This window comes from Brevibacillus ginsengisoli (assembly GCF_050113715.1).
In the GTDB taxonomy this organism is placed as follows: Bacteria; Bacillota; Bacilli; order Brevibacillales; family Brevibacillaceae; genus Brevibacillus_H; species Brevibacillus_H ginsengisoli.
In genome coordinates this window covers 443933-466667 of the sequence record NZ_JBNJQR010000001.1, presented here as the reverse complement: position 1 = coordinate 466667, position 22735 = coordinate 443933, and the positions used below count along the sequence as shown (strand labels likewise).

Genomic DNA, 22735 nt, shown 5'->3' with positions numbered 1-22735 from the left:
AGGTTTCCTAACTGCTTCCATTGTTGAGTGTAGTGGTCCGTTTGAGCTAGAGATACCCTTGCTCCTTCAGGCTGATGAATTGTCCATCTCCTATAATAATGTGGTCCAACAGGGTAATCCCAATTACCTCTCCAGCCTCTTTTAAGGTCTTGGTTACAGCAATATCCTCACGACTCGGGGTAGGATCACCGCTTGGATGGTTGTGCGCACATACCAAGGAGGCACTGCTTCGGCGAATCGCTTCCTTAAACACCTCACGAGGGTGAACGATGGAAGCATCCAGACTGCCGACAAAAATCGTTTCTTTCCCAGTCACATGGTTTTTGGTATTCAAAAACAAGCATATAAAATGTTCCTGAGTCAATTGACGCATCTCAGGCATCAGGAGATTGGCAACATCACGTGGATAGCGGATGGTTGTCCGCTCGTATAGTCTCGTCCGCTGCAACCGTCGTCCAAGTTCAAAGGCAGCCTGAAGTTCAATCGCTTTCACAGAACCAATCCCTTTGATTTGGGTCAGTTCTTCGTGGGACGCTTGAGCCAAACCGTGCAAATCTCGAAAAACAGATAACAATTGCTTGGCTACATCAATAGCAGATTCCTGTTCAAAGCCAGTACGTAAAAGTATCGCTAACAACTCAGAATCCGCCAGCCGGGTTGCTCCTTGTCGAAGCAGTCTCTCTCGCGGACGCTCATAAAGAGGGACGTTTTTCATGCTCATTTTGTTGCAAGTTTTTGTGTTCAATTCGTGCGCCCCCATCCTTAATCGCAACAGAGTGCTTTCTGGCTGGAACGAACGAATGATGTCAGCAATCGTGTGCGCTTTTTTACAACACCTTTACATCAAAGCGTTTAAGCAATTGTGCCGTAAGTAAAAGCGGCAAGCCTACAACCGTAAAATAATCTCCCTCGATTCCTTCTACAATCGTAGCGCCTATGCCTTGAATGGCGTATGATCCAGCCTTGTCCATTGGCTCACCAGTTTTGATGTAAGCTTCAATCTCTTCAGGAAGCAAGGGACGAATCTTAACCTTGGTAGAGCTTGAGGAAACTTCCTGACGATTGGTCTTGGCATCAACAATTGCTACTCCGCTGTAAACGGTGTGTTCCCGCCCTTGCAACATCGTCAGCATGCGAAAAGCATCTGCTTCATCCTTGGGCTTGCCTAGTACTTGGGTTTCCAATACCACAATCGTATCAGAGCCAAGAACAAGGGCATTCGTCATTTCCCCGGCAATTTTTTCAGCCTTGCGTACCGCCAAAGATTCTACAATCTCAGTCGGTGTGTAATTCGAAGGAGTTGTCTCATCCACGTCGCTTACCGCGATTGAGAAAGAAAGACCAAGAGTAGAAAGAAGTTCTCGTCTTCTCGGCGATGATGAAGCCAACACTAGATTCCTTATTGTTTGCATATGTATCTCCTGCCTATTTCATTTTCCGATAAATCCAGAATGCGAGGGCGATGCCTCCAATGCCCGCTAGATTTAGTTTGACCTGAATATTCAAATCGTACTTCAAAATATTCAAATCTGCGGATGGAGTCCAAGAGATGAGTTTATACACTTTGAGAAAGGGTAAATACGTTCCAAGTATTTCTCCCACTAGACTTCCAAATAGTACACCTGCAATCAAAAGCACAATTAACGTGATGGTCTTATTATCTCTCATCCAGCCTCTTCCTCATATCCCTTGTCATCACACTCAAATAACAGTTACCAGCATTCAGTGTAACAAAAGGGAGCATAAGAGACAATGTTTCCTTCGTATTTTTATACTACCTGATAGTACAAAAAGACAGCCTTGCCTGCAAGTTAGAATTTGCTGGAAGACTGTCCTGAAACAAATAAAAAACGAGCATAGCATTTGATTTAACGCTTTTCCTTTATCTGATTAGACCATTCCACATAATTCGCTATATATTGAAAAACGCCATTCTGTGTTTGCCACGCATAAGACTTGGAATTGGAGGATTTCAACTCGTTCATGGCTGTTATCGCTTGATTCAACCCGTCTGTCATATTTTTAAAATAAGGCTGCCATTCGGCCGGAACACCCGTCAGTACTACTCTCCCTTGATCGACGAACTTGCGATGGAGTTCTCTCAATTGATTTTCTTCATCCGCTGAGATGGGTTGCGCGGACGATTCCTGGTTCAACACCTTGCTAGAATGGGCAGATAGACTCTTTACCACCTCGAAACCATTCACCAGAAAAGTTTCCACCTGATTATGACTGCTCGCTTTCGGGTCGGCATTGACCAGTGACTTGGAGACCTGAACTTCTTGTTCCAACGCTGGAATCACCACTTCTTTCACATAAATATCCAAATGGTTATTTTTCAAAAAATCGGCAATCCCCAGTATCTCATCTCGCGTTGGTGCCATGGCGACAAATAAATGCTGCTTACCGTCCATCGGATAGAGAAAATGAGGGAATCCCTGCTTGGATAGCGTATCTATAACAGGTTGGGCTGAGGCTGCGTCACTAAAAACACCTGCTTGGGCAAGAAACAGCTTCTGTTCCGGCAGAGCAAGATTCGCGCTTACCGCTGCTTGTGCCAAAGCTCCTTGTCCACCCTGAAGTGCCGTGTTCGCTGTCGAGGCAGAACTTTCATTGTGATCCGTCTGGGTCGGACTGTCCGCTGATTGGTCGGATGGAAGCTGCAAAGTTCCTCCCAACACGGATTTATACGACTGTGGAATCTGTTCTTGCTTGAATACCATCAAGACCCCGAACCCAAATATTAGTCCCAAGGAGACAGCTCCAATTGAGGAAATCATCATCCGAAACCAGTCTGATCGGGTAAATGGTGGCAGTGCTCGCCGGGATAATCCGCTTTGAAACATTCGCGGCAGAAAGCGAGGTGCCGGTTCAGATGAAGGTTCATCGAGTTCGATAATCGGGCCTTGATGAAAGCTGATCTGTTCGATCGATTCTTCCGCAAGATGATCAGCATCATACAGAGAGCCGTTGTTCAAATCGACGCTCGAATCATCTAAGATTTCATCCGTGATGGGATGACTTGTCTTACTCGCAGACTCACTCTGGGGATACGATCCTCGTGTTTGCGTTCGTTGCCGCAGTTCGTTTAACCTGGACAGAGCGTCTTCATCTGGATCAATTGTAACCACCTCTGGACGGCTTAGATTCGGCTTGATTCTTTGGACAGGCGGCTGCTCGCTCTCGCTTGTCAATCTGTCAGCTTTCGCTTGTTGAGTTGTACGTGACTCTCTTTTGACCATATGGCTTCCGTTTAGCTTGATACTGATTTGGTTTGACTTTTTCGCTTCCAAACAAAAAACCTCCTCGCTCCCGCAAAACTAGTAATACTAGCATACGAAATCAGGTTGGAGGTTATGACAGATTGTTTTACTAGATTTAATAGAAAGGATTAGTCCGATTGTCTGGTGATGGAACAATAATTGGCAACTCATGCTTAAAAAATGACTTCAGCGCTGGCACATAGTAGGCTGCTATTGTTACTTCAACGGAAATTTGTTTATTCTCATCGTTTGGCGGGTTAAAAAATATAAAATTACCGTTACCGCCAGAGAGTTTCGCAGATTCTACACGCATCAAACGCGGCAAGGAAGACAGTTCGGTAAAGAATCGGTGTACTTGTTCATAGGATCCCTTGATTTTCGTTGAGATAGAGACACCCTTTACTCCTATAAAAGGAGCCTGCTCAGACTTGGTTTCTCCAATTGGCGGAAAGGAGATCTCCTTGGCGGAAGTTGCGGAGTTTCCGCCCGTTTGGTTGTCTTGATCCTGATCGCTCAAGCCAATCCCTTCCATCTCTACGCCGCTAATCGTCTCTAATCGGGTCATGTCCAACATTACCTGCTCCAAATACGGCGCTTCAGGTATGGACGCCTGGTAATCTGATGGGAACGCTACATTTTTCTTTTCCTCTTTCACTGTAGTCGCCTCTTGAAGCTTGGTTAAAAGAGTCTTTTCTTGAGCCAGTGTCTGCTCCAATTGATCGGTTTCCTTGTGTAACGGAATCGTGAAAAAATAATAGAATCCGCCTCCTAGCAAAAAAAGGAACATGATCACTAGCAAAACGGTTTGTCGATTGATCGTCATCAATTGTTCCTCCCTTTCACGGCGTATTACGCTGAATAATCAATTCTGCCGAAATGGTATAAACCGAAGCGGCCATCCCTTCGTCCGTTAAGAGTCCCTCTGACGCTTCTTGCTTGAGCTTTCCGACAGAGCCTACCTTCTCTATACGAAAGACTGGATTTGCCTTGATCGCCTCTAAAAAAGCAACGGCCTCTTCAATAGAAGAAAACCTCCCGCTTACTTTTACCTTGTCAGGTACCTGGAATTCTACAGAATTGATAATCCCACCCTTTGGAAGCGTCTTGGACAGCTGATCGAGTAAAAAATCAGTATTTACCGACGAATTCCTGATCGCTTCAGGGAGTTTCAAGTACCGGGATATATCAGGCTGATCAGCAGATTGACGATTAATCTTGGCTATTTCTTGGGTAAGCTGATCTTTTTGTTTTTTCACCTCAGTAATTGCTTGTTCTACTCGCTGCTTTTCGTTTACGGCTTGCGTGTAATCGTGATAGAGATAATAACCTCCAAGGGCAATAACAACCATACCCGCGATCAATATGGCCGGAATCTGCCGGAGCTTCGGCTTTGTTTTGGGCAGAAGGTTAATATTGATACTCATGTGTTGTTCACATCCTTCGTAGCCAATCCGATGGCGATACGATACGGATTAAGGTTGAACGTAGGGTCGGGAGCTTGAATTGTTTCTCCCTGCGGAGTTAACACGGGGACACTCAAGCGCTCTTGCAAATAGTTCGCCAGTTTCCGAATATCCCCGAATTCTCCCGTGACAATCACCTGTTCGATTCTTTGCTTGCCATCATGCATGGTATATTGATAGAAGTTCATGATCCGATTAACTTCGGCAAACATATCGTTCATATAGCCACTAAACTGACCAGTAGCTTCCATGTGATTACTCGCCTGATCAGTTAACGCTATCACTTCTTCAATATGACTCTCTTGGTAAAACGGCACAGGCAGTAGAATATATCGAACGAATTCTGGCACCCCATCAGAGAAGATCGCAGCATCAATCCCCGTCAATGTCACATGCAATTGCAGGACACCCACATCATTCGCTTGAGGAAATTCGCCTATCAAGCTTCGGTGGAGGGCAAGCGGTTCAATATCGACAGCGACAGGTTTAAGCCCTGCTTTGCGTACGGTTTCCACATATTTCTCTACCACGTCACGTGGAGCCGCTACGATGAGCAAATTCAATTTCTCATGCTGTTTCTCTTCTTCAGTGGGTATTTCGGCTGCAGCCGCCACTTGAGAATATGCACTCTGCTCCTCAGTTAAGATGATATAGTCAAAAATCGGGTCTTGAAACGGTAGATGAAGCGTATTCTCCATCTCGATTTCAAGCAACGGACGGATATCTTTCTCCGCTACCTTCACAATCGATATGCGACGAATGACGACGATGGGAAGAGGAATAGACAGGATCACTTCCCTCCCTTTTGCCCCCCACTCCTTTACTTTCTTCTCTAACTCAAACCCGAGCCACTCCGTATTGGTGATTCGGCTATTGTCTATCATCCCAGCATCGATTGGAATCGTAGCAGACTTCCGCACTTCCATCTGTTCGGTTCCACGCGCTTCAACCAAGCGAATGGCATACGGAAGAAATTGAAGACCAAGTCGCCATTTATTCTTTTTTGTAGGGAATAAGCGACCAAACATCATTATCACCTCAACTTGGTCTGTAAAGTATGTAGTAACATCACAACAGTGAATGGTTATCCCGTGTTACGTTCTAGTAGAACAGGGAAAAATAACTCTCTAGTAATTTAGCGCCCCAGAAGTAAGCAAGAATCGATCCCGCACTGAGAAACGGTCCGAATGGAATGGCTGCCTTCATCGTTGCTTTACCTTTTCGGATGAGATTAAGTCCAGCGATCAGCCCCATCAATGACGCGAAAAAGAGAGCAATCAGGATCAACTGCCATCCAATGATCCAACCAATCAAGGCAAACAGCTTTACATCTCCCATCCCCATTGCCCCAGGCTTCATCACTGCAACGAGAAAAAACACTCCAAAACCCGCTATGGCCCCAATCGCATATTCGGTAAGCGGCAAAGGATGTGAGAGCACTCGCGCAATAAACAGCAACGGCAAGAAGAATAGCAGCACCTTATTGGGAATCAGCGTATACGCCAGATCACTCACCGTTACAATGACACACATCGATATAAACAGGAGCGCAACGATCAGTTCTAGCCAGTCTCCTTTTAACTGATGGTAGCTTAGTAGAAACAAGAATCCTGTAAAAGCTTCTATTAAAACATACAAAACAGCTATAGGTTCTTTGCAAGAAGCACATTTTCCTTTTCGCGCAAGAAAGCCGATAAGCGGGATCAAATCAAGCGAATTAAGCTGTCGATTGCAATGCGGGCAATGCGATGGTGGTGAGATGATCGATTCTTTCTTGGGGATGCGCAAACCGACTACATTGTAAAAGGAGCCGAACATGAGGCCCAGGATGAAGAAGAAGGGGTAGAAAAAGATATCTAGTGGTGGCATGGTGGCTCCTTTCGGTTTTAAAGTTAACATTATGGAATCATTATGAAAAAGGACACGACACTACGTGTGTCGTGTCTATAAAATATATTTATTTAAGATTTAACTTATCGATATCTGATTCTAAAAGTGGACTATTCCATTTATTAAAGGAACTTGCACCAACTTCACCTTCTAATTTCACAAAATAAAGATAGGAACCATTATTGTCATAAACATAAACAACGTTTTTCTCGGCATCTGCCCCAGACGAAGCATTAGCATAAACTGAATCTTTTTCAGGGTTTTTAATATCAGTAAAATATTTCGCATCAATTAAATCTTTAAGGGTAATTTTCATTACTGGATGGGTAGTGGAAGCAGAAAAATCCTTTGAATCTTTAAATGCACCTTTATCATCTACCTTGAAACCCTCCCAAGTATCTGTTAAATCTTTCTTAAACCCGTTTATTGCCACCATTTGTTTCGCAGCCTCTACCATTTGATGAGCATTCGCCTTATGCGCTTCTTTTTTCGTATTATTCGTAATCCCCGTAATCGCCGGAATCGCAATCGCCGCAATAATCCCAAGAATAACAATAACCGCCAATAATTCGATCAGCGTCAAGCCTTTCTCGTCTTTTACGTTAAATACTCTCATTAACCATTTTTTCATTCTACTTCTCCCTTTCTCTCTCTTAGTGAATAGTCTCGTAAATTTTGAACATTGGCAGCATAATCGAGGCAATAATCGTACCGACGATCGATGCGACGACTATGAGCAGCAATGGTTCAATCAGTGATTTGAGTTTGTCTACGGTGTTGTCCACATCCGCTTCATAGAAATCCGCAATTTTATTGAGCATGTGATCCAACGCCCCTGTCTCTTCCCCAATGGCGATCATTTGGGTGACCAATGGTGGGAACACCCAAGATTTACGGAGAGGTTCCGAGAGGGAATGTCCTGCTCGCAGGCTATCTTTTGATTCGTTGATGATCTGGGCAATCACCGCGTTCCCTATGACTTTTTCGACAACAGTCAAGGCTTGAAGTACAGGGACTGAGCTATGAAACAATGATCCAAGCGTACGGGTGAATCGGGCGATTGCCGCTTTGCGGAACAAGACCCCGAAGATAGGCATCCTCAGCTTGAAGTAATCCATGGCATATCTGCCTTTATCTGTACGGAGAATCAATCGAAACGATAGTATAATTGCCAAAATTCCTAATATCCAGATATACCAGTGTGATACCAAGCTGTTGCTTAGATTCATCACGAATTGTGTCAGCGCTGGCACCTCTGTACCCGCTTGAATCAGCATTCCTGCGAATTTCGGTACAACATTGGTTAATAAGAAGGAAATGGAGATCAGTGCGACGATTCCTACCACAATCGGGTACGTCATCGCTGATTTCACCTTCTCGACTGTGAAGTAGTCTTTCTCAAATTGATGAGCCAGCTTATCCAGCACCTCGTCCAAATTCCCCGCTGTTTCACCAGCCTTCACCATGTTGATGAAAATCGCCGGAAAAATCTTGGGATAGTCTCCTACGGCTGAGGATAAAGCCAAACCTTTGCGCAGCTTATCCGTTACTTCAACCAGTACCTGCCGAAGCGCCTTGCTGTCGGATTGGTTACTCAAGATTTGGGTAGCGTCCACAATGGATACCCCTGCTCGAATCAAAGTGGCAAACTGTCGGAGGTAGACGACGAAATCTTCCATCTTGACTGGCTTCCCAAGTGTGATCTCCATCTGCCAAACGGATTTCTGCTTCTCCTCAATGGTCTTGACCACATACCCCTTCTTCTTCAATTCCGCTATAGCTTGTGATTTGTTCGAAGCGCCCAGCATTCCCTTCTGAAGCTTGCCGCGTTCATCTATGACTTGGTAGGCATAGTTGGGCATTCTATCACTCTCCTTTCCAGTTTGAAGCAATCGAGCGAACTGCCATTTTCTTCAAACAAAAATTATAGGTCCGCATCTCCCAAGTAAAGCTTGGCTTTTTCTGGCGAGATCAGTCCCTGTTGCATGAGTTCCGTGATGGACATTTCCAGTGTGTGCATGCCGGATGCTTTGCCTGTCTGCATGACGCTCTTGATCTGATGCACTTTTTCCTGACGAATCAAGTTGGACACAGCTGGGGTGTTTACAAGGATCTCTGTGGCAGCTACCCTGCCTCGTCCCTCTGCTTTGGGGAAAAGCCGCTGAGAAACGACTCCCACCAAAACGGCTGCCAGCTGTATGCGGATTTGCGGTTGTTGATGTGCCGGAAACACGTCGATTATTCGATCAATCGTCTGAGCAGCATCCGAAGTATGTAAGGTAGCTAATACAAGATGTCCTGTTTCTGCCGCGGTAATTGCCGTATGTATGGTCTCCAGGTCACGCATCTCTCCGACGAGAATGACATCTGGGTCTTGTCGCAGGGCAGCTCGTAGCCCATTGGCAAAATTATTGGTGTCAAAGCCTACCTCACGCTGATTGATAATCGATCGTCCATGGCGATGCAAATACTCAATCGGGTCTTCGAGCGTGATGATATGGCGAGACATATTGCGATTAATAAAGTCGATCACAGCCGCTAGAGTCGTTGACTTCCCGCTGCCTGTAGGCCCTGTAACGAGCAGCAATCCCTGGGGCTTCTCAGCAAATCTGGTCAGCATCTCTGGCATACGGAGCGATTCCAGAGTAGGGATGGTCGTCGGAATGACCCTCGCGACGAGGCCGATGCAAGAACGCTGCATATAGGCATTAATCCGAAAGCGACTGACGCCCGGCACTCCATAGGAAAAGTCCAGCTCTCCCCGCTCGATAAAGTGTTCGTATTGATCCGGCTTTATCAACGTTTTTGCCATCTGCTCCGTATTTGCCGGAGTTAACAGCGTCTGTCCATATCTCTTCAAATCTCCGTCTACACGGAAGATCGGTGGGGCTCCGACGGTTATGTGAAGGTCAGAAGCATGTGAAGAGAATGCCAATTTTAACAAGTGGATAATATCAAGTGATTGCTCTTCCATCTAACCGCCCCCCTAATCATTTACCGCCACACGCAATACTTCATCAATCGTGGTTTGTCCCTGCAACACTTTTAACAAACCGTCATCCATGAGAAGAATCATCCCGTTTTTCACTGCATGGACGCGGTATTCACGCGCTGGGCGATTCTCCAAAATCATCCGACGCAAGCTATCATCTATCAACAGAACTTCCTGGATCGCAATACGTCCACGAAAACCTGTCATATTGCAATTACCGCATCCCTCGCCCTTAACCAACTTCTCTACCTTCAGCCCTCGACGTTCAAGCAAGGTTCGTTCGTACTCTGTAGGATGCACCTCTTTTTTGCACTCATTACATACACGCCTTACCAGCCGTTGAGACACGACTCCCGTCAATGCTGAAGCTATTAGAAACGGATGAATACCCATATCAACCAAACGTGTAATGGTGCTTACCGCATCATTGGTATGAAGAGTGCTAAGCACGAGGTGACCAGTCAGGGAGGCTCGAATGGCAATCTCGGCAGTCTCTATATCACGAATCTCCCCTACCATCACAATGTCCGGGTCTTGCCGCAAAATGGAACGCAATCCCTTAGCGAAGGTTAAACCAGCGGCTGTATTGACCTGTACCTGATTAATTCCGTCCAACTGATATTCCACCGGGTCTTCAACCGTAATAATGTTAACGTCGTCTGAATTCAGATAGTTCAGTCCAGCATACAGTGTCGACGATTTACCACTTCCTGTTGGTCCTGTAATGAGCACCATGCCATTCGGGTTATCCAACATTCGTTTGAACCACTGAAGGTTGCGCTTATTAAAACTCAGCTTGTCCACATCATTAATCGCTGTCGACAGATCAAGCAGACGAAGCACTACTTTCTCTCCATAAACAATCGGGAGAGTAGAGACGCGAATATCAATTTCCCGATGGTTAAACTCGATCTTCATCCGGCCATCTTGGGGGATACGCCGTTCGGCGATGTTGAGGTTGGCCATGATTTTGAGTCGGGCGCTCACAATTCCGATCATGTGTCTCGGCAAAGTACGCTCTGTCCGAAGTACACCATCCACCCGAAACCGTACTCGAAGAGAATCCTCCTGAGGATCGAAGTGAATATCACTTGCTCTCGTCTGAACAGCTTGCTGAATCAATTGATTGACCAGTCGAACGATCGGAGAATCCTCGTCGACAAGTTCTGTCTCCATCGTGGCCTGATCTTCTACCAGATCCTCCATTAGTTCAGAAATGGATTCAGTTACGCTATAGTAGCGGATGATGGAACGTTGAATCTCATCCTTTGAAGCGATCGCTGGTTCAATCTGAAATCCGGTAGACATCCGTAAATCATCAATCGCGAAGTAATCCAGTGGATCGACCATGGCTACCATGAGTTTATTCCCGTCTTTTTTGAGCGGAATACACTGATAGCGCTTCGCCATTGATTCATTGATGACACTGGTTAAGGATTGATCAAACTTGTATTTGAAAAGGCTGACGTGAGGGATTCCCAGTTGAAACTCCAACACTTCTATCAGCTGATTTTCTGTGATATATCCCTGTTGAAGCAGGACATCACCCAGTTTTTGTTTACTTACCTTTTGTTCTTGCAGGGCTTCTTGCAATTCTTCGTCCGTGATGAGACCGCTTTCTACCAGTAAGTCACCAAGACGTTTACGAATCATGGGCTCTCCTCCTTCCGGTCATATTCTCACTTGCCCACCACGAGGCTATGGTTGTAACACCGGAATATCCGCAGGTGCTCCACTATGGTTAGGAGTAGATTGTTCAGATGGTATGTCAGGTGGAGCAGATGAATTGCTTGGCGCCATGTTCGGATCATCAGCGAACCCACTTCCGCCTTGATTGTCCTTACTTCCCGTGTCACCTGAACTGTTACCGGAATTTGCCTGATCGTTTCCAAAGATATTCGCTCCGCTATTCCCACTTTGAATTAACTGAGGCGGAGGACCTATATATACAACTCGAGAGGTAGGTCTATAGTAGTCCTTCGACAAAAATATCTTGTTTTCCTTTTTACCTAAAAGGTTCTGTTGATTTGCAGGAGCTTGCGGTACAAGATCAGCCCGATACACCTCAACAAGCACACCTTCCTCTCCTGCTTGTCCCTCGCGACTTTCACCAGTCTGCAGGTTCCCATCAATCATGTACACAGTCTTCGGTTGAAACTTCTCCGGCGTTGTGACCACAATTTGCTGCTGCTTTTTATCCTCATGGTTGCCATAGAACCGAATCGAAAGCATGTTACCATTCACACGAGCATCCACATATACAGGTTGTTTGAAAGAATTCTGCAAACGTAAATCCAGCTTCTCATCCCACACAGCCGCATCCAGGCCTGGCGAGATATAGGCTTGAGGATGCAAATGCGGATGTCTTTCATTCACCTGAAGGTTAGAGCGTAAAGCCGCCCAGTACAAGGTAGAAGCGGTCTGTCCAATTCCAAACTGAACCCCACCTTGCTCGTTCAGAGGATGAGTGTCTGTTTGTGTCAAATACTCCTGATTCCCTGTAAAAGGCCCCGCTTTATGTACAAAAGAAAATTCCTCTTCTGGTTGAATAATCATGCCATTCAGCTTATTCACCAGCTTCATTACATTCTTCCTGACGGTTTCAAAATCATTCGGTAAGACCGTGGTCGCTTCCCCTAACAAGGTATCAATCGGTTGTAACTGGTCACTTACAATTGATGGTTGCTCCTCTTTTACAGTTATTGGAACAGTACGCTCCGCCTGAAAAGTGGCGAAGGAATTGTCAATCTGCTTGAGAGATTCTTCGATGAGGACCGTTTTCCCAACCTGGTGTGGTGTAAAATGCACCTGATCCCCTTGAATCTCTACACGCGCATTGGCACTTGGCTGATCCACTTCTCGCTTGATCTTCTCCAAAAGGCTTACGGCTGCTTTTTGATCCCAGCTATACTTGATTTCAACGACTGATTCAACCTGCTGGCCCATTAGTTCGTCCCAGATTTTGCGAATTCCCTGGCTTCGGTTGGAATGATAAAGAAGAGACTGATAGGTTGCTTCCAGATCATAGGTCAGGTGCAAATCCTGCTCAGTAAGTGTCCATTCTTTTTCTCCAATGACCAGACGAGTCGGTTTGGTTTCTGCCGCCTTCAACAATAGTTGCAATCGTTTATGTGCTTCCGCTGGTGTAAGACCGCCTAAAGATAGTCCCCCCAGCTGCACATCCTTGGATAAAGTGGTTGGCAAAATTACTTTTTGGACGATTTCTCCTACACTAAAAGTTAGTACAATGGATAGGATGACAATCACGAGGTAAAGGATTGGCATGTATGCTTTTTCTGGTATGTAAGAACGCGCAAAATTCATTTTCCTTCACCTCGGTTTCTATCCATCAATTACAATTTTTTTGAGCACTTCATCCGCTTTTTGGGTCATTCACAGCAACGTCCAGCAACTCGTTTAATTCAAAAAGTTGCCCTGACGGTTTCTCGTTGCTCACCGATGGTTGTGGATGAATTTCCACAGGGATGACTAACTCTTCCATTTTGAGAACTATCGAGCTTGGGGTTTCATTTGCTAGACTATTTTGATGAACAGGAGGCTGATAGGCTTCTCCTTTAGTTTCTGGTCTAGTCGGATCCTTCGTTGATTGTACAGCTATTTGCTCAACAGAAGCTCCTAGCTCTTCACGTAGCAAGCTGGACAAATCCGAGACAAGAATCTCCTCGTCCAGCTCAGATACTGCCTGTCGCCACGAATCACTCAGCAGAAGCTCGTCCTCTTCCAGGTTGGTATTCGCATTACGGGCCGATTGGTTCCCTTGCTCCCGATTCTCTTGGTTTATAAAAGACTGGACGATTTCTTCAATCTCTTCTTCTGTGACAGACGATGGAGTGCCTGACTGTACTTGCGAGGGGGTTGGATGGTCCTGTTCTGTATGTCGATAAAACTCCTGGATCATGGCATCAATCGCTTCCTGATCACTAGAATAACTCCATCCCTGTTCTTCTTCGTTGGAATCAGTCTTTTCCTCTATTAGCTCACTTACGACTTTCTCAGCTACCATTTCTTGTTGGTGTTCAACAGGTAGTTCCCTATGAACTTCCTCTTCTACAAGTCCCTCTAAACTCTCCACAATAACGGATTGCTCATCCAGATATTGACGATGTTGTCGAAGCATGAAGAGAACAATTAAACATCCACATACGACCAAAAGACCTAGTCCATACGTCGGATAAAGGAATCCATACTCATCGGTCACCCAAAAATAAAGCGCGACGGTCGCAAAGGCTAGAAGTATAGTAGAAGTGAACTTTTTATTTCTGCCAACTGTTATTGGCCACAGTCTCCTTGCTAATGCTGCGAGGCAAAAACTGATGAATAATCCAATGATGACGTGCATCATACTTGGGCACCTACCTTTTTCCGTTGAAAAGGATGTACCTTCCAATCTCAACTTCTACTAAACTATATTTTACATAAAATCACAGCAAACACGAACTAGAAAATCCGGAAATTGTGACAAAAATCCTCCAAATTCACAATTTAGTAGTATTTGCTATTCTCATCTACCATCATCTCATCATACAATAGTCCTAGCAATACTAAATATGAGAATGTTCAATCTTACATAGATATTGGGTGAGGTTATGTTTGGTGAGGAAAAGGGAGGTAAAAAATGAATGATTTCATAAAGTGGCGTTCAGAGAGAGGCTCCTCCCTCGTTGAGATCATCGCATCTATTCTGATTATTTCTGTTCTCTCTCTGTTTTTTATGAAGATGTTTTATCAGGCTGAGCAAACTTCTGCAACCTCGGATCGGAAGTTGATAGCGGCTAATCTGGCTAGGCAGATTGCAGTACAATATGAAAAAGTCGACTTTCAAACAACCCTTGGCAAATTGAATTCCGGTACTTTAACAGTGACGAGAGATTCTACTGATCCTACTCTGCCTATTCCGACTGATTCAGAAATTAATGGCACAACTTTTCATTCCCAAGTAGAGCTAGTCTCACTTGCAACTGACTCTCGTCTATCTTCCTATTCCGATCGAATGTTTAAGGCAAGGGTTACGGTATTCTGGGATGACGCTACAAACAAACGTACTTCCTCAACGGTTGAAACCTTCGTAACGAGGGAGGATATCCGCAGATGATGAAGAAGATCAGGCAGCTGTATAAGCGTATACATACACATGAAGAGGGCTTAACTCTCGTAGAACTACTTGCAGGTCTCTTCCTGTTTTCAACCGTCATCACCATGCTTTATGGAGTCTTGCACTCTGGTTATTCCCTCAAAAATAAAGTGACCCAACAGACAACCATCCTAAATAATGCGGATGTTCTGGTTAATTCCGTCTTACTCTCGCTACGCAATGTAGACGAAGTGATTGATGTGAAGCCGTTTTTTGATGCGGGGAAAACAATATTCAAATCAAATGAAATTACTGATTCTATTGATTCTAGCAAAATGCCTATCAGCGCAATTTGGACGACCCAGATTGTGAATGGCGGAACTAGAGATCAGACTCGTGTTAGTTATTTATATACGATAGTTCCAGATGGTACAGCTATCCCCCCAGCGCATCAGCATTATAAGTTAATGAGAGAGCGTTATAACGCTGATCGAGGCACTTACCTCGCTTTTCTGGATACGAATTATGGCAGCAGCTCAGGGAAACCACCTGACGAAACCCGACAGATTAGCGATCCAAGATTTCCGATTCTTGGTCCATTTACAGGCGGGAGTGTCAATTCTAACGGCTCCGGGTTTCTCTTAAATTATAAGCACGGCTATGACACTGAACATATGATCGATATTACCTTCACATTATGTGAGTACAACGCCGACATGAATACGGAATCCGCTCCATTCGAATTCCGTAGCCGCGTCAGCATCAACTAGCAAAGGGGTGGCAGAAAGATGAGAGTAAAAGAAGAACAAGGCTACGCTGCCCTCGTTGCGATTATGGTGATGCTCGTTCTCACAATCATTGGGACAAATCTGTTGAGTGTCGTCATGACAAGCCTTAATCAGGTACGAAAAACGGAGACACGCGGAGAGGCGGAATACTTCGCCAGAATGGGTATGAATGAAGCGATGGCAAGGTTATCGAAGACCATCGATGACGCCAATGCCCAAAAAGATGGCTCGACCTACGCTCAGATTCAGTCTAATCTTATGAATCGATTGAAGGAAAACTTCCACAATTTCACTCAACCCGTAAAAGACACTTCAGGTAATGCTACTGCTTGGGTGACGGACGGTCTTGTTCCGGTTACTTCTAGCGGGATTAACGGTTCCTATCAGATCATGATCAGAACTACTAAGATCAGAGACATCAAGGAAGATCAACCCTATGTAAATAAAGTAGAGATACGTGTCATCGGGAAATCAACTTCCCTTGCGGAAGAGCCTCGAACACTTGAAGCAGTCACTTATATCAACACTTATCCCGAAGAATTTCGATATGTTTTATCCACACCAGGCTCTATCCATTTGAACGGTTCTCCTTATGTGGAGGGAGATACGTTTGCAAGCTCTTACTACTTTCACAACTATGCGAATTACTATCTTGGAGTAACGGATTCACAACAAATAGCACCAAGCCAATATCCTGCGATGATTGGACAGTTGTGCATACCCTTTAATGGTAGTGAAACAGACAAAAATGCCATCAAGACGTCTCGTTTTTTTTACAAACCAAGTGAGCCAGGAACCTATGAAGCATTTGACCCGAATATCCATGACATCAGCAGCAAATCTTTATGGTACAAGGTTTTCACTTTGACTCCGTTCATCAATCTGACGGAAAAACCTGCGTTCTATCCATTAGGCACCTCGGATATTGATGATATTCCTACAATTATCGCTACCAAGAAGCCTGCCTATCCTCCAGTAGGCTATAAAGAGCTGGGGGATTCAATTCCAGGCACACCGTTAACGCTTCCTGTTAGCTGTCCGGATTGTGATACCAATCTACTGATTAAGGATGGTGTCAAGATAGAGTCTGGTTCTACTGTCGAAACCAAAGGTGATCTGTTTATCGATGGAACCATGTACATGGAGACCAGCTCTACTTCACAATTAATCTTAAATGGCACTATGTACGTAGACGGAAAAAGCAATCTTTCACAAAAGAATGATTCGACTTCAGATACCAAAAATACAGATTCAAACAATAACGTTAACCAAGAAGATTCGTATGCAACTGCAACGTTAAGTGGTGAAATCATCACAAATAAAGACGACTCGATCATCTTTATTAACGGTAACGCTGTTTTTGACCGTTTGACCATGTTAAAAGGTAAAATTTATGTCAACGGCAACTTAAGGATTCAAGGAAATTTCAAAATGAATGCTACTGTCTTCGTAAAAGGGAATGTTCAGTTTACCGAGGATGACGCACAAGCCGATTTTGATCCGGGAGAAAATACACTGGTCATTCTGGCCGGCGGTAAGGTAGAAGCATACAATTTGAATTTGGGTAAGGATACGCCACAAAAACTACATACGTTTATCTACAGTCAATATTTGGATAACACCCCAAACGATCCAGCAGATACTGGGATCGTTTTGTATGGAGTAGGCTCCAACTATCAAATAGTGGGGGGTATTTATTCCAAGCAAAACATTACGCTTAACGCGATAAAAGGGACAATTTCTTTAGACACGAACAGTAAACCCGTCAGTTTTAAGGATACCACTGCAATGAAGCCTGATACCGCTCGATTAAGTGTCCTGTTCAACAAAGAATTATTTGAAAATCCTCCACCTGGGGTCCCTAGTGCTAAAACAGGACATCTGAAAGTAACACAATATCAGCTGGATACTTTCAAGGCCGATGACCCAACAGCTGAAACTGCCAAAAAGTCTTCTCCCTAAGAAATTAAAATAAGACTAAAACAAAATCTGAAACTGAACCAAAACAGAGCCCTTTGGACTTCAAATCCAAAGGGCTTTATCGTTTACTCTGATCTTTTACAGCTTTTTCAAGTTCGTTTTAATTTGGACAGGTTGTGAAACTTGAGAATTTGTAACTGCCTTTGCTCCCCAATTGGTATAGTTGTCGGTTACCCTAAAGTAGATCTCCCATTCACCCTCATTTTGAATGACAATGTCTGAGGTTTGGAGCCGTTTCCATACGCTAGGCGCTTCCCCCTTCTTCACAATCGAATACTCAATCAAACTCACTTTCAGATCAAAGTTCGCCAAGCTGTTTAGTAAATCTTTTCGACTTTTTGCATCAAGTACTCGAACAACAGCTACTTGATCAGCAATCGCGGTCTTAAATGCTGAGTTGGTCGAACTGTCTTTTGCAAAAGATACTTTAATTGGCTTCGCAGAAAGAATAGGCTGATTAGAATTAATTGTTTCATTCGTTCCAAGCACGGTATACGTAATTCCTGCAAGCGTATATCCAGGGCTTACCATGAAAACGTCCCATTGTTCATCGACCTGCTTGGTCTTATTCCCAACTTTATCTGTCGCCGTAATAATCACTTTGTAATAGCCGGCTGCAGTCCGTGCAGTCCCTACATCCTCGGTTGCATACCAGTATCCATCTTTGCTCTGAAGGGAACCGCTAAATGAGGTTTTCTCGAATTTTAGCGTTGCTCCAGAAACAACAGCCTTTTCAATACGATAGGATACATCCAACACGCCACTTACATCATCCGTAACACTCGTCTTAATCGTAATGGCCCCACGATCACCGTTTGGTTGATGAATGAAACCTGGACCGATTGTTACTGTTGGCGGCTTTGAATCAAACACATAGGTCTGAGTTGCTATTGGACTCTCTTTCCCTGATTTACTTACCGCTTGTGCATAAACCGTTACACTAAGGTTAGTTGTTGCTGATGTGTTATAGATTACGGTTGATTGATTGTATTTGGCAGGAGGATTGTTATCCGTCCAAACAAGGATATAATCCAAACCGCTGGAACCATTCCCTTTTACTGAGGAATCCTTAGCAGTAATTGAGATATCCGTTACAACCCGGTCCGTCTGATTCACAGTACCACCAGTAATAGTGACCGCCAGGCTGATAAGATCCAGTTTAATCAATTGCTGCTTCATGCTAGAAGAACTTGGTTTCTCATAGTATTCAATTTCGTTGATTCCATTTTTATCGACGAGAAACAGTCCTGAGTAGGTTTTCTCTTCCACAGCACCCGTCTCTCTGTTCGTTACGCGATAGGTTTTGTTCGTTTCATCAGAATAAGTCAGTTTGACGTATACTGGACGATCCAGCCAAGTGTTATCATTTGGAACCGGTTTTGTTCCATTGACATCATAGAACACCTCATACAGTGTCTTATCTATGACTTTGACTGAGCACGTCGCTTTAAAATTACCGTCATCCGTGGAAACCGTGATGGTGGCAGTTCCAGCTTTTACTCCTGTTACATTTCCATTCTGGTCAACGGTCACAACCTGATCATTACTCGACGACCAGCTCACGTCTTGATTGGTCGCATCAGCTGGCTGGATGACTGCCGTCAAGTGCTTCGGATCGTCACCAACTACGAGTGTAATTGTGCTTGGATCAATTGACACTCCTGTAACGGGCTGCTTCACGGTAATCGTTGCTTGCCCCGTTTTCTTGCCATCCGCACTGGTGGCGGTGATAATTACTTTCCCGGGTTTCAGGCCAGTTACCAAGCCCGTATTTGAAACAGAGGCAATCGTTGAATTTGCGCTGCTCCAAGTTACATTCTTGTTCGTTGAATTAACAGGCAGAACTGTTGCCGTCAATTGAACCTTTTCTCCCACGTTGATAATCTTTTCGTTTGGTGAGACTTGTACTTGATCAACTGACTCTTCTACTGTGACCTTACATGTAGCGGTTTGTTGACTATCTACAGACGTTACTGTAATTGTTGCTTCCCCAGATTTCAATGCACGTATGGTTGACGAAAGTCCATTTGGCGTGATGGATAAAATACTGGAATCAGAAGAGCTCCATACTACATCTTTATTGGTCGCATTGGCAGGCATAATGGTAGCAGTTAGCGTATCTGTCTCTCCTACCCGAAGTACCACTCCTGTTTTATCAAGCGAAATACTGGTGACAGGAACTTTAACGGTAATGTTGCTCGTCGCTTTAATGGATGAATTCTCTGCGGAAGCAGCTGTAATAACGGCATTGCCCGCTGTAATCCCTGTCACGATGCCATTCTCATCTACAGTTGCCACAGATGGATTACTGCTCGTCCAGATTATCGCTTTATTACTCGCCGTATCAGGAGTGACAGTTGAAATCAGCTTGAACGTCTCTCCCACATTCAATGTTTTAGAGGATGGGCTAACTTGAATCGAAGTTACCCTTGTTTCCGCACGCAATGTGATCGGATTAAATTGGTCTCGAATCGTAGAACCGTTCAATCCCGTGAACGTGACATTCGACTGATCCAATACATAAACACCATTCTCTGTCGGATTCACTTGTACAGTAAACGTCAACGGTTGACTCGTGTATTGGGTACCGTTCTTGGTATACGTGATTTCACTTAATTTGCCGTTTAAAGTATAGCCAGTTCCTATCGTTCCGCTCTTGGTAAAGGATGCTGGAATCTGTGCCAGTTCAACTTTAGCCGGAAATTTCTCAGCTATCGCCAAATTGGCTACTTTATACACCGAAGCGGTTTGATAACTAAGTAACTGAGTTCGAATATGGAGATTGTCATCTATTTCAGTTACCTTCAAAATCGCGAAGCCGCGTACTTCAAGATCATAGCGCCCGTTGGATTTATCGTTGAGTTGTCTAACAATTGGTACTGAGATCACTTTGTCTTGCAATCCCTTAATTTGAGTTTGGGCACTATTGGCTTTATTACCCGGCTCTGTTTGAATGGGGTCACCGATCTTAATTTCATATTGGTAACCTGTTTCAATATCATTCCTGAAATTTTTGGCCCCATTCTTATCGAAAGCGACCGCTCCAAAGTTACCATGATCCTTCGTGTCCATCAAAACAATCTCTTGACCGATTGTATACGTTCCTTCCTCCAAGGAGAATGGACGCAATCCGGTCATCGTACTGATATCTGACGCTGCAAATGGTTGCGGTGTAATGGTATAGGTCAAGGTTGCAACACTGTTAGGTGCTACTATCCCAGATACAGGTGCAACGGTTCTGCTTAAACCCAAATTCGTTGCTGCGGGAGTGATTACTTCCACTTTGGTTTCTTTAATCACCTTGGCCCCTTTGTTGTCTTCAACCTCAATCCGAACAGTGATTGTTCCAGGGTTTGCTGTAACGTTCGGGATGCTTTGCTGAATAACATCTCCATTGTGGACAGTAGAATTGTTGTATTTTTCCACACCGTTGACAATAATCCTGGTTTTTAAGACATTATCCTTCAAATCCAAATCGTGAACTTGATACACCACATCCATATTCTGACCTTGCTTGATCTTGGTTGATTCTGTTGGTGTATACACCGTTACCAAAGGCGCGTGATTCGACCCAATGAACGCTCGGTACATGGTGTTGACAAACAGTCGCTGCTCTTCATCCGGAAAGGCATTGCTTGTATGACCTGTACCAGAATAGGTCACGTTACCCTTCGAATATGTGTAGTAGTGATACCAGCTATCGTTGGGATCCCGTGTCCCGCCCGTAATGTTGTACCACGGGATAATCGAGCTATCTTCCAGATCAAGACGATAATATTGGTCATGCGTAGTGGCAATGGAAACTTTATCACTGAGCAAGAACGGGAACTGATTCATGAGACCACTGTTCACTTTTAACGTGGTTTTAGAGGTTTGAGGCGCCCCTAGGCCCAAATCGTGCTTCTCGGTATTCAACTGTCCTGTATCATTCATGAAGTACTTCACCCAGTTGTTCCCCGATTCAAAAATCGTATCGTGGGTGAACATGACACTCTGTCCAGTTGCAATGAACTGCTCTACAGCTTTGGCTGCATCATCTGTAATTTTGGCATTGTTGTACACATCCGCAAATCCAAAAATGATCATGTCATATTTTCCATTAATGGTTGAATATACGGAAGAGTTAAACTGGGTCATATTCACTATATCGATGGTGATATCGTAATCGTCGGAATGAAGATAGCTTTGATTCATTCTTAAAGGATCTGCACTGAGCTCACTAGATACCCCTGGTTTCATTACTTGTAAAACCTTAACGGCTACCTTATGATCGCGAATTCGCAAAATACCTGTCTGATAATCTTTCAAGCCCGTTGCAGAATCTACTACTTCCAATTTCCAATACCGAAGACCCGAAAAACCTGGTGGGAGCACGTAACTAATTGATCCAGTACTTCCTGAAACAGGCGCTGATTTCATGATTTCGACTGTTTCATATTTGTGATTGTAATCCGTGTCAAAATATAAGTTTGCCGTTAATCGATTGCTGTTAAATGAAGCTAAATTGTTTACATTGTATTGGAATTTAACCAGATCGCCAGCATTGTATATGTATGACTGGTTAGACAGATACGATATAGGCGATTCAGTCAATTCAAACCGCGGTCGTTTGCTCGTGTAAGCGGATGAATTGGTGATTGCTTCTACGGCATCCTTAACACTTGAAACAACCTTGACGTTCTGTTTGGAATTGTTACGATACGTCTGAAATTTTTGATATAAGTTACTGGAGGACTGAGAAAATACGTCATTCTCAAGGACTACCAGTTGACCTTTGTTAATAAAGTCGTTGATGATCTCATTCGCTTTCAGCTGAGTAATGTCATTCATTTTGAGCGTGGTATCGTGGGCGGTGCTTCTGTCCGTTGTGTACGGAGATGCAGTTGCAGTAGAGTACATAGGGGATCGATTACTGGAACCAATATAGATCAGATCGTACTTTCCGTCCAGCTCTTCACGCAATGCAACGAATTTTTTCATACTATAGGTAGTAAGTTGATAATTGTGATTAGTACCGAGACTAGATTGAAGATCTGAAGCACCGCTGTCGGTAATCTCAAGAATTTTAGTCGGGGAAGTTTGTTCAGTTTGACTTGAAGTACTTGCTGATACTGCTTGATTGGGAAACCATGTCCCAAGAACTAATTGTAAAATAAGTAATTGATAGATGAAAACCTTACAATACCGCAATTGCATCCCTCCTTAATCCACTTCCCTATCTTTTATACAACACCTATACAGATCGAAAATGGACTACTTTTTACCCA

At 44.2% G+C, this 22735-nt stretch carries 18 protein-coding genes; 3 read left to right on the top strand and 15 right to left on the bottom strand.

What is annotated here, in order from left to right:
• Nucleotides 1–46: 46 nt before the first annotated feature.
• The 14 genes from radC to ACQCN2_RS02270 all read right to left on the bottom strand — a co-directional run bounded on the left by radC (nt 47) and on the right by ACQCN2_RS02270 (nt 13971).
• Entirely contained in the window at nt 47–745 is a 699-nt protein-coding gene (gene radC / locus ACQCN2_RS02335) for a RadC family protein (protein WP_426927274.1), read from the bottom strand.
• A gap of 82 nt (nt 746–827) precedes the next feature.
• On the bottom strand, nt 828–1412 hold the full coding sequence (locus ACQCN2_RS02330; protein WP_426927273.1) for a Maf family protein: 585 nt from the start codon (nt 1410–1412) through the stop codon (nt 828–830).
• A 13-nt stretch (nt 1413–1425) separates the two neighbouring features.
• Nucleotides 1426–1668, bottom strand: coding sequence for a DUF4321 domain-containing protein (locus ACQCN2_RS02325; RefSeq protein WP_426927272.1), 243 nt, complete (start codon nt 1666–1668; stop codon nt 1426–1428).
• 200 nt (nt 1669–1868) lie between these two features.
• Nucleotides 1869–3293, bottom strand: coding sequence for a hypothetical protein (locus tag ACQCN2_RS02320; RefSeq protein ID WP_426927271.1), 1425 nt, complete (start codon nt 3291–3293; stop codon nt 1869–1871).
• An 85-nt stretch (nt 3294–3378) separates the two neighbouring features.
• The gene (gene pilO, locus ACQCN2_RS02315) at nt 3379–4086 is read right to left on the bottom strand and encodes a type 4a pilus biogenesis protein PilO (protein WP_426927270.1); all 708 of its coding nucleotides are present in this window, start codon (nt 4084–4086) and stop codon (nt 3379–3381) included.
• A 16-nt stretch (nt 4087–4102) separates the two neighbouring features.
• Nucleotides 4103–4687, bottom strand: coding sequence for a PilN domain-containing protein (locus tag ACQCN2_RS02310; protein ID WP_426927269.1), 585 nt, complete (start codon nt 4685–4687; stop codon nt 4103–4105).
• Nucleotides 4684–5757 carry a type IV pilus biogenesis protein PilM gene (gene pilM / locus ACQCN2_RS02305; protein WP_426927268.1) on the bottom strand — a complete coding sequence of 358 codons (1074 nt, stop codon included), beginning with the start codon at nt 5755–5757 and terminating at the stop codon, nt 4684–4686. The genes ACQCN2_RS02310 and pilM overlap by 4 nt, the downstream gene beginning before the upstream one ends.
• 70 nt (nt 5758–5827) lie before the next feature.
• Nucleotides 5828–6595: a prepilin peptidase gene (locus ACQCN2_RS02300; protein WP_426927267.1), complete on the bottom strand. Its 768-nt coding sequence runs from the start codon at nt 6593–6595 to the stop codon at nt 5828–5830.
• A gap of 88 nt (nt 6596–6683) precedes the next feature.
• Complete coding sequence (locus ACQCN2_RS02295; protein ID WP_426927266.1) at nt 6684–7247, bottom strand: prepilin-type N-terminal cleavage/methylation domain-containing protein; 564 nt, start codon at nt 7245–7247, stop codon at nt 6684–6686.
• A 22-nt stretch (nt 7248–7269) separates the two neighbouring features.
• Nucleotides 7270–8478: a type II secretion system F family protein gene (locus ACQCN2_RS02290; protein ID WP_426927265.1), complete on the bottom strand. Its 1209-nt coding sequence runs from the start codon at nt 8476–8478 to the stop codon at nt 7270–7272.
• 62 nt (nt 8479–8540) lie between these two features.
• A complete protein-coding gene (locus tag ACQCN2_RS02285; RefSeq protein ID WP_426927264.1) occupies nt 8541–9590 on the bottom strand; it encodes a type IV pilus twitching motility protein PilT in 1050 nt (349 codons plus the stop codon).
• Nucleotides 9591–9602: 12 nt separating this feature from the next.
• Nucleotides 9603–11261: a GspE/PulE family protein gene (locus ACQCN2_RS02280; RefSeq protein ID WP_426927263.1), complete on the bottom strand. Its 1659-nt coding sequence runs from the start codon at nt 11259–11261 to the stop codon at nt 9603–9605.
• Nucleotides 11262–11306: 45 nt separating this feature from the next.
• Nucleotides 11307–12932: a VanW family protein gene (locus ACQCN2_RS02275; protein WP_426927262.1), complete on the bottom strand. Its 1626-nt coding sequence runs from the start codon at nt 12930–12932 to the stop codon at nt 11307–11309.
• A gap of 49 nt (nt 12933–12981) precedes the next feature.
• Entirely contained in the window at nt 12982–13971 is a 990-nt protein-coding gene (locus tag ACQCN2_RS02270; RefSeq protein ID WP_426927261.1) for a hypothetical protein, read from the bottom strand.
• A gap of 273 nt (nt 13972–14244) precedes the next feature.
• Here ACQCN2_RS02270 and ACQCN2_RS02265 point away from each other — a divergent pair, with 273 nt between their 5' ends.
• The 3 genes from ACQCN2_RS02265 to ACQCN2_RS02255 are packed head-to-tail and all read left to right on the top strand — an operon-like array spanning nt 14245 to nt 17450.
• The gene (locus ACQCN2_RS02265; protein WP_426927260.1) at nt 14245–14721 is read left to right on the top strand and encodes a type IV pilus modification PilV family protein; all 477 of its coding nucleotides are present in this window, start codon (nt 14245–14247) and stop codon (nt 14719–14721) included.
• The gene (locus ACQCN2_RS02260; protein ID WP_426927259.1) at nt 14718–15470 is read left to right on the top strand and encodes a PulJ/GspJ family protein; all 753 of its coding nucleotides are present in this window, start codon (nt 14718–14720) and stop codon (nt 15468–15470) included. Before ACQCN2_RS02265 ends, ACQCN2_RS02260 begins: the two co-directional genes overlap by 4 nt.
• A gap of 18 nt (nt 15471–15488) precedes the next feature.
• On the top strand, nt 15489–17450 hold the full coding sequence (locus ACQCN2_RS02255) for a hypothetical protein (protein ID WP_426927258.1): 1962 nt from the start codon (nt 15489–15491) through the stop codon (nt 17448–17450).
• A 96-nt stretch (nt 17451–17546) separates the two neighbouring features.
• Here the strand turns inward: ACQCN2_RS02255 and ACQCN2_RS02250 are convergent, their stop codons facing one another.
• Nucleotides 17547–22658, bottom strand: a complete 5112-nt coding sequence (locus ACQCN2_RS02250) for an Ig-like domain-containing protein (protein WP_426927257.1) — start codon at nt 22656–22658, stop codon at nt 17547–17549.
• Nucleotides 22659–22735 lie beyond the last annotated feature (77 nt).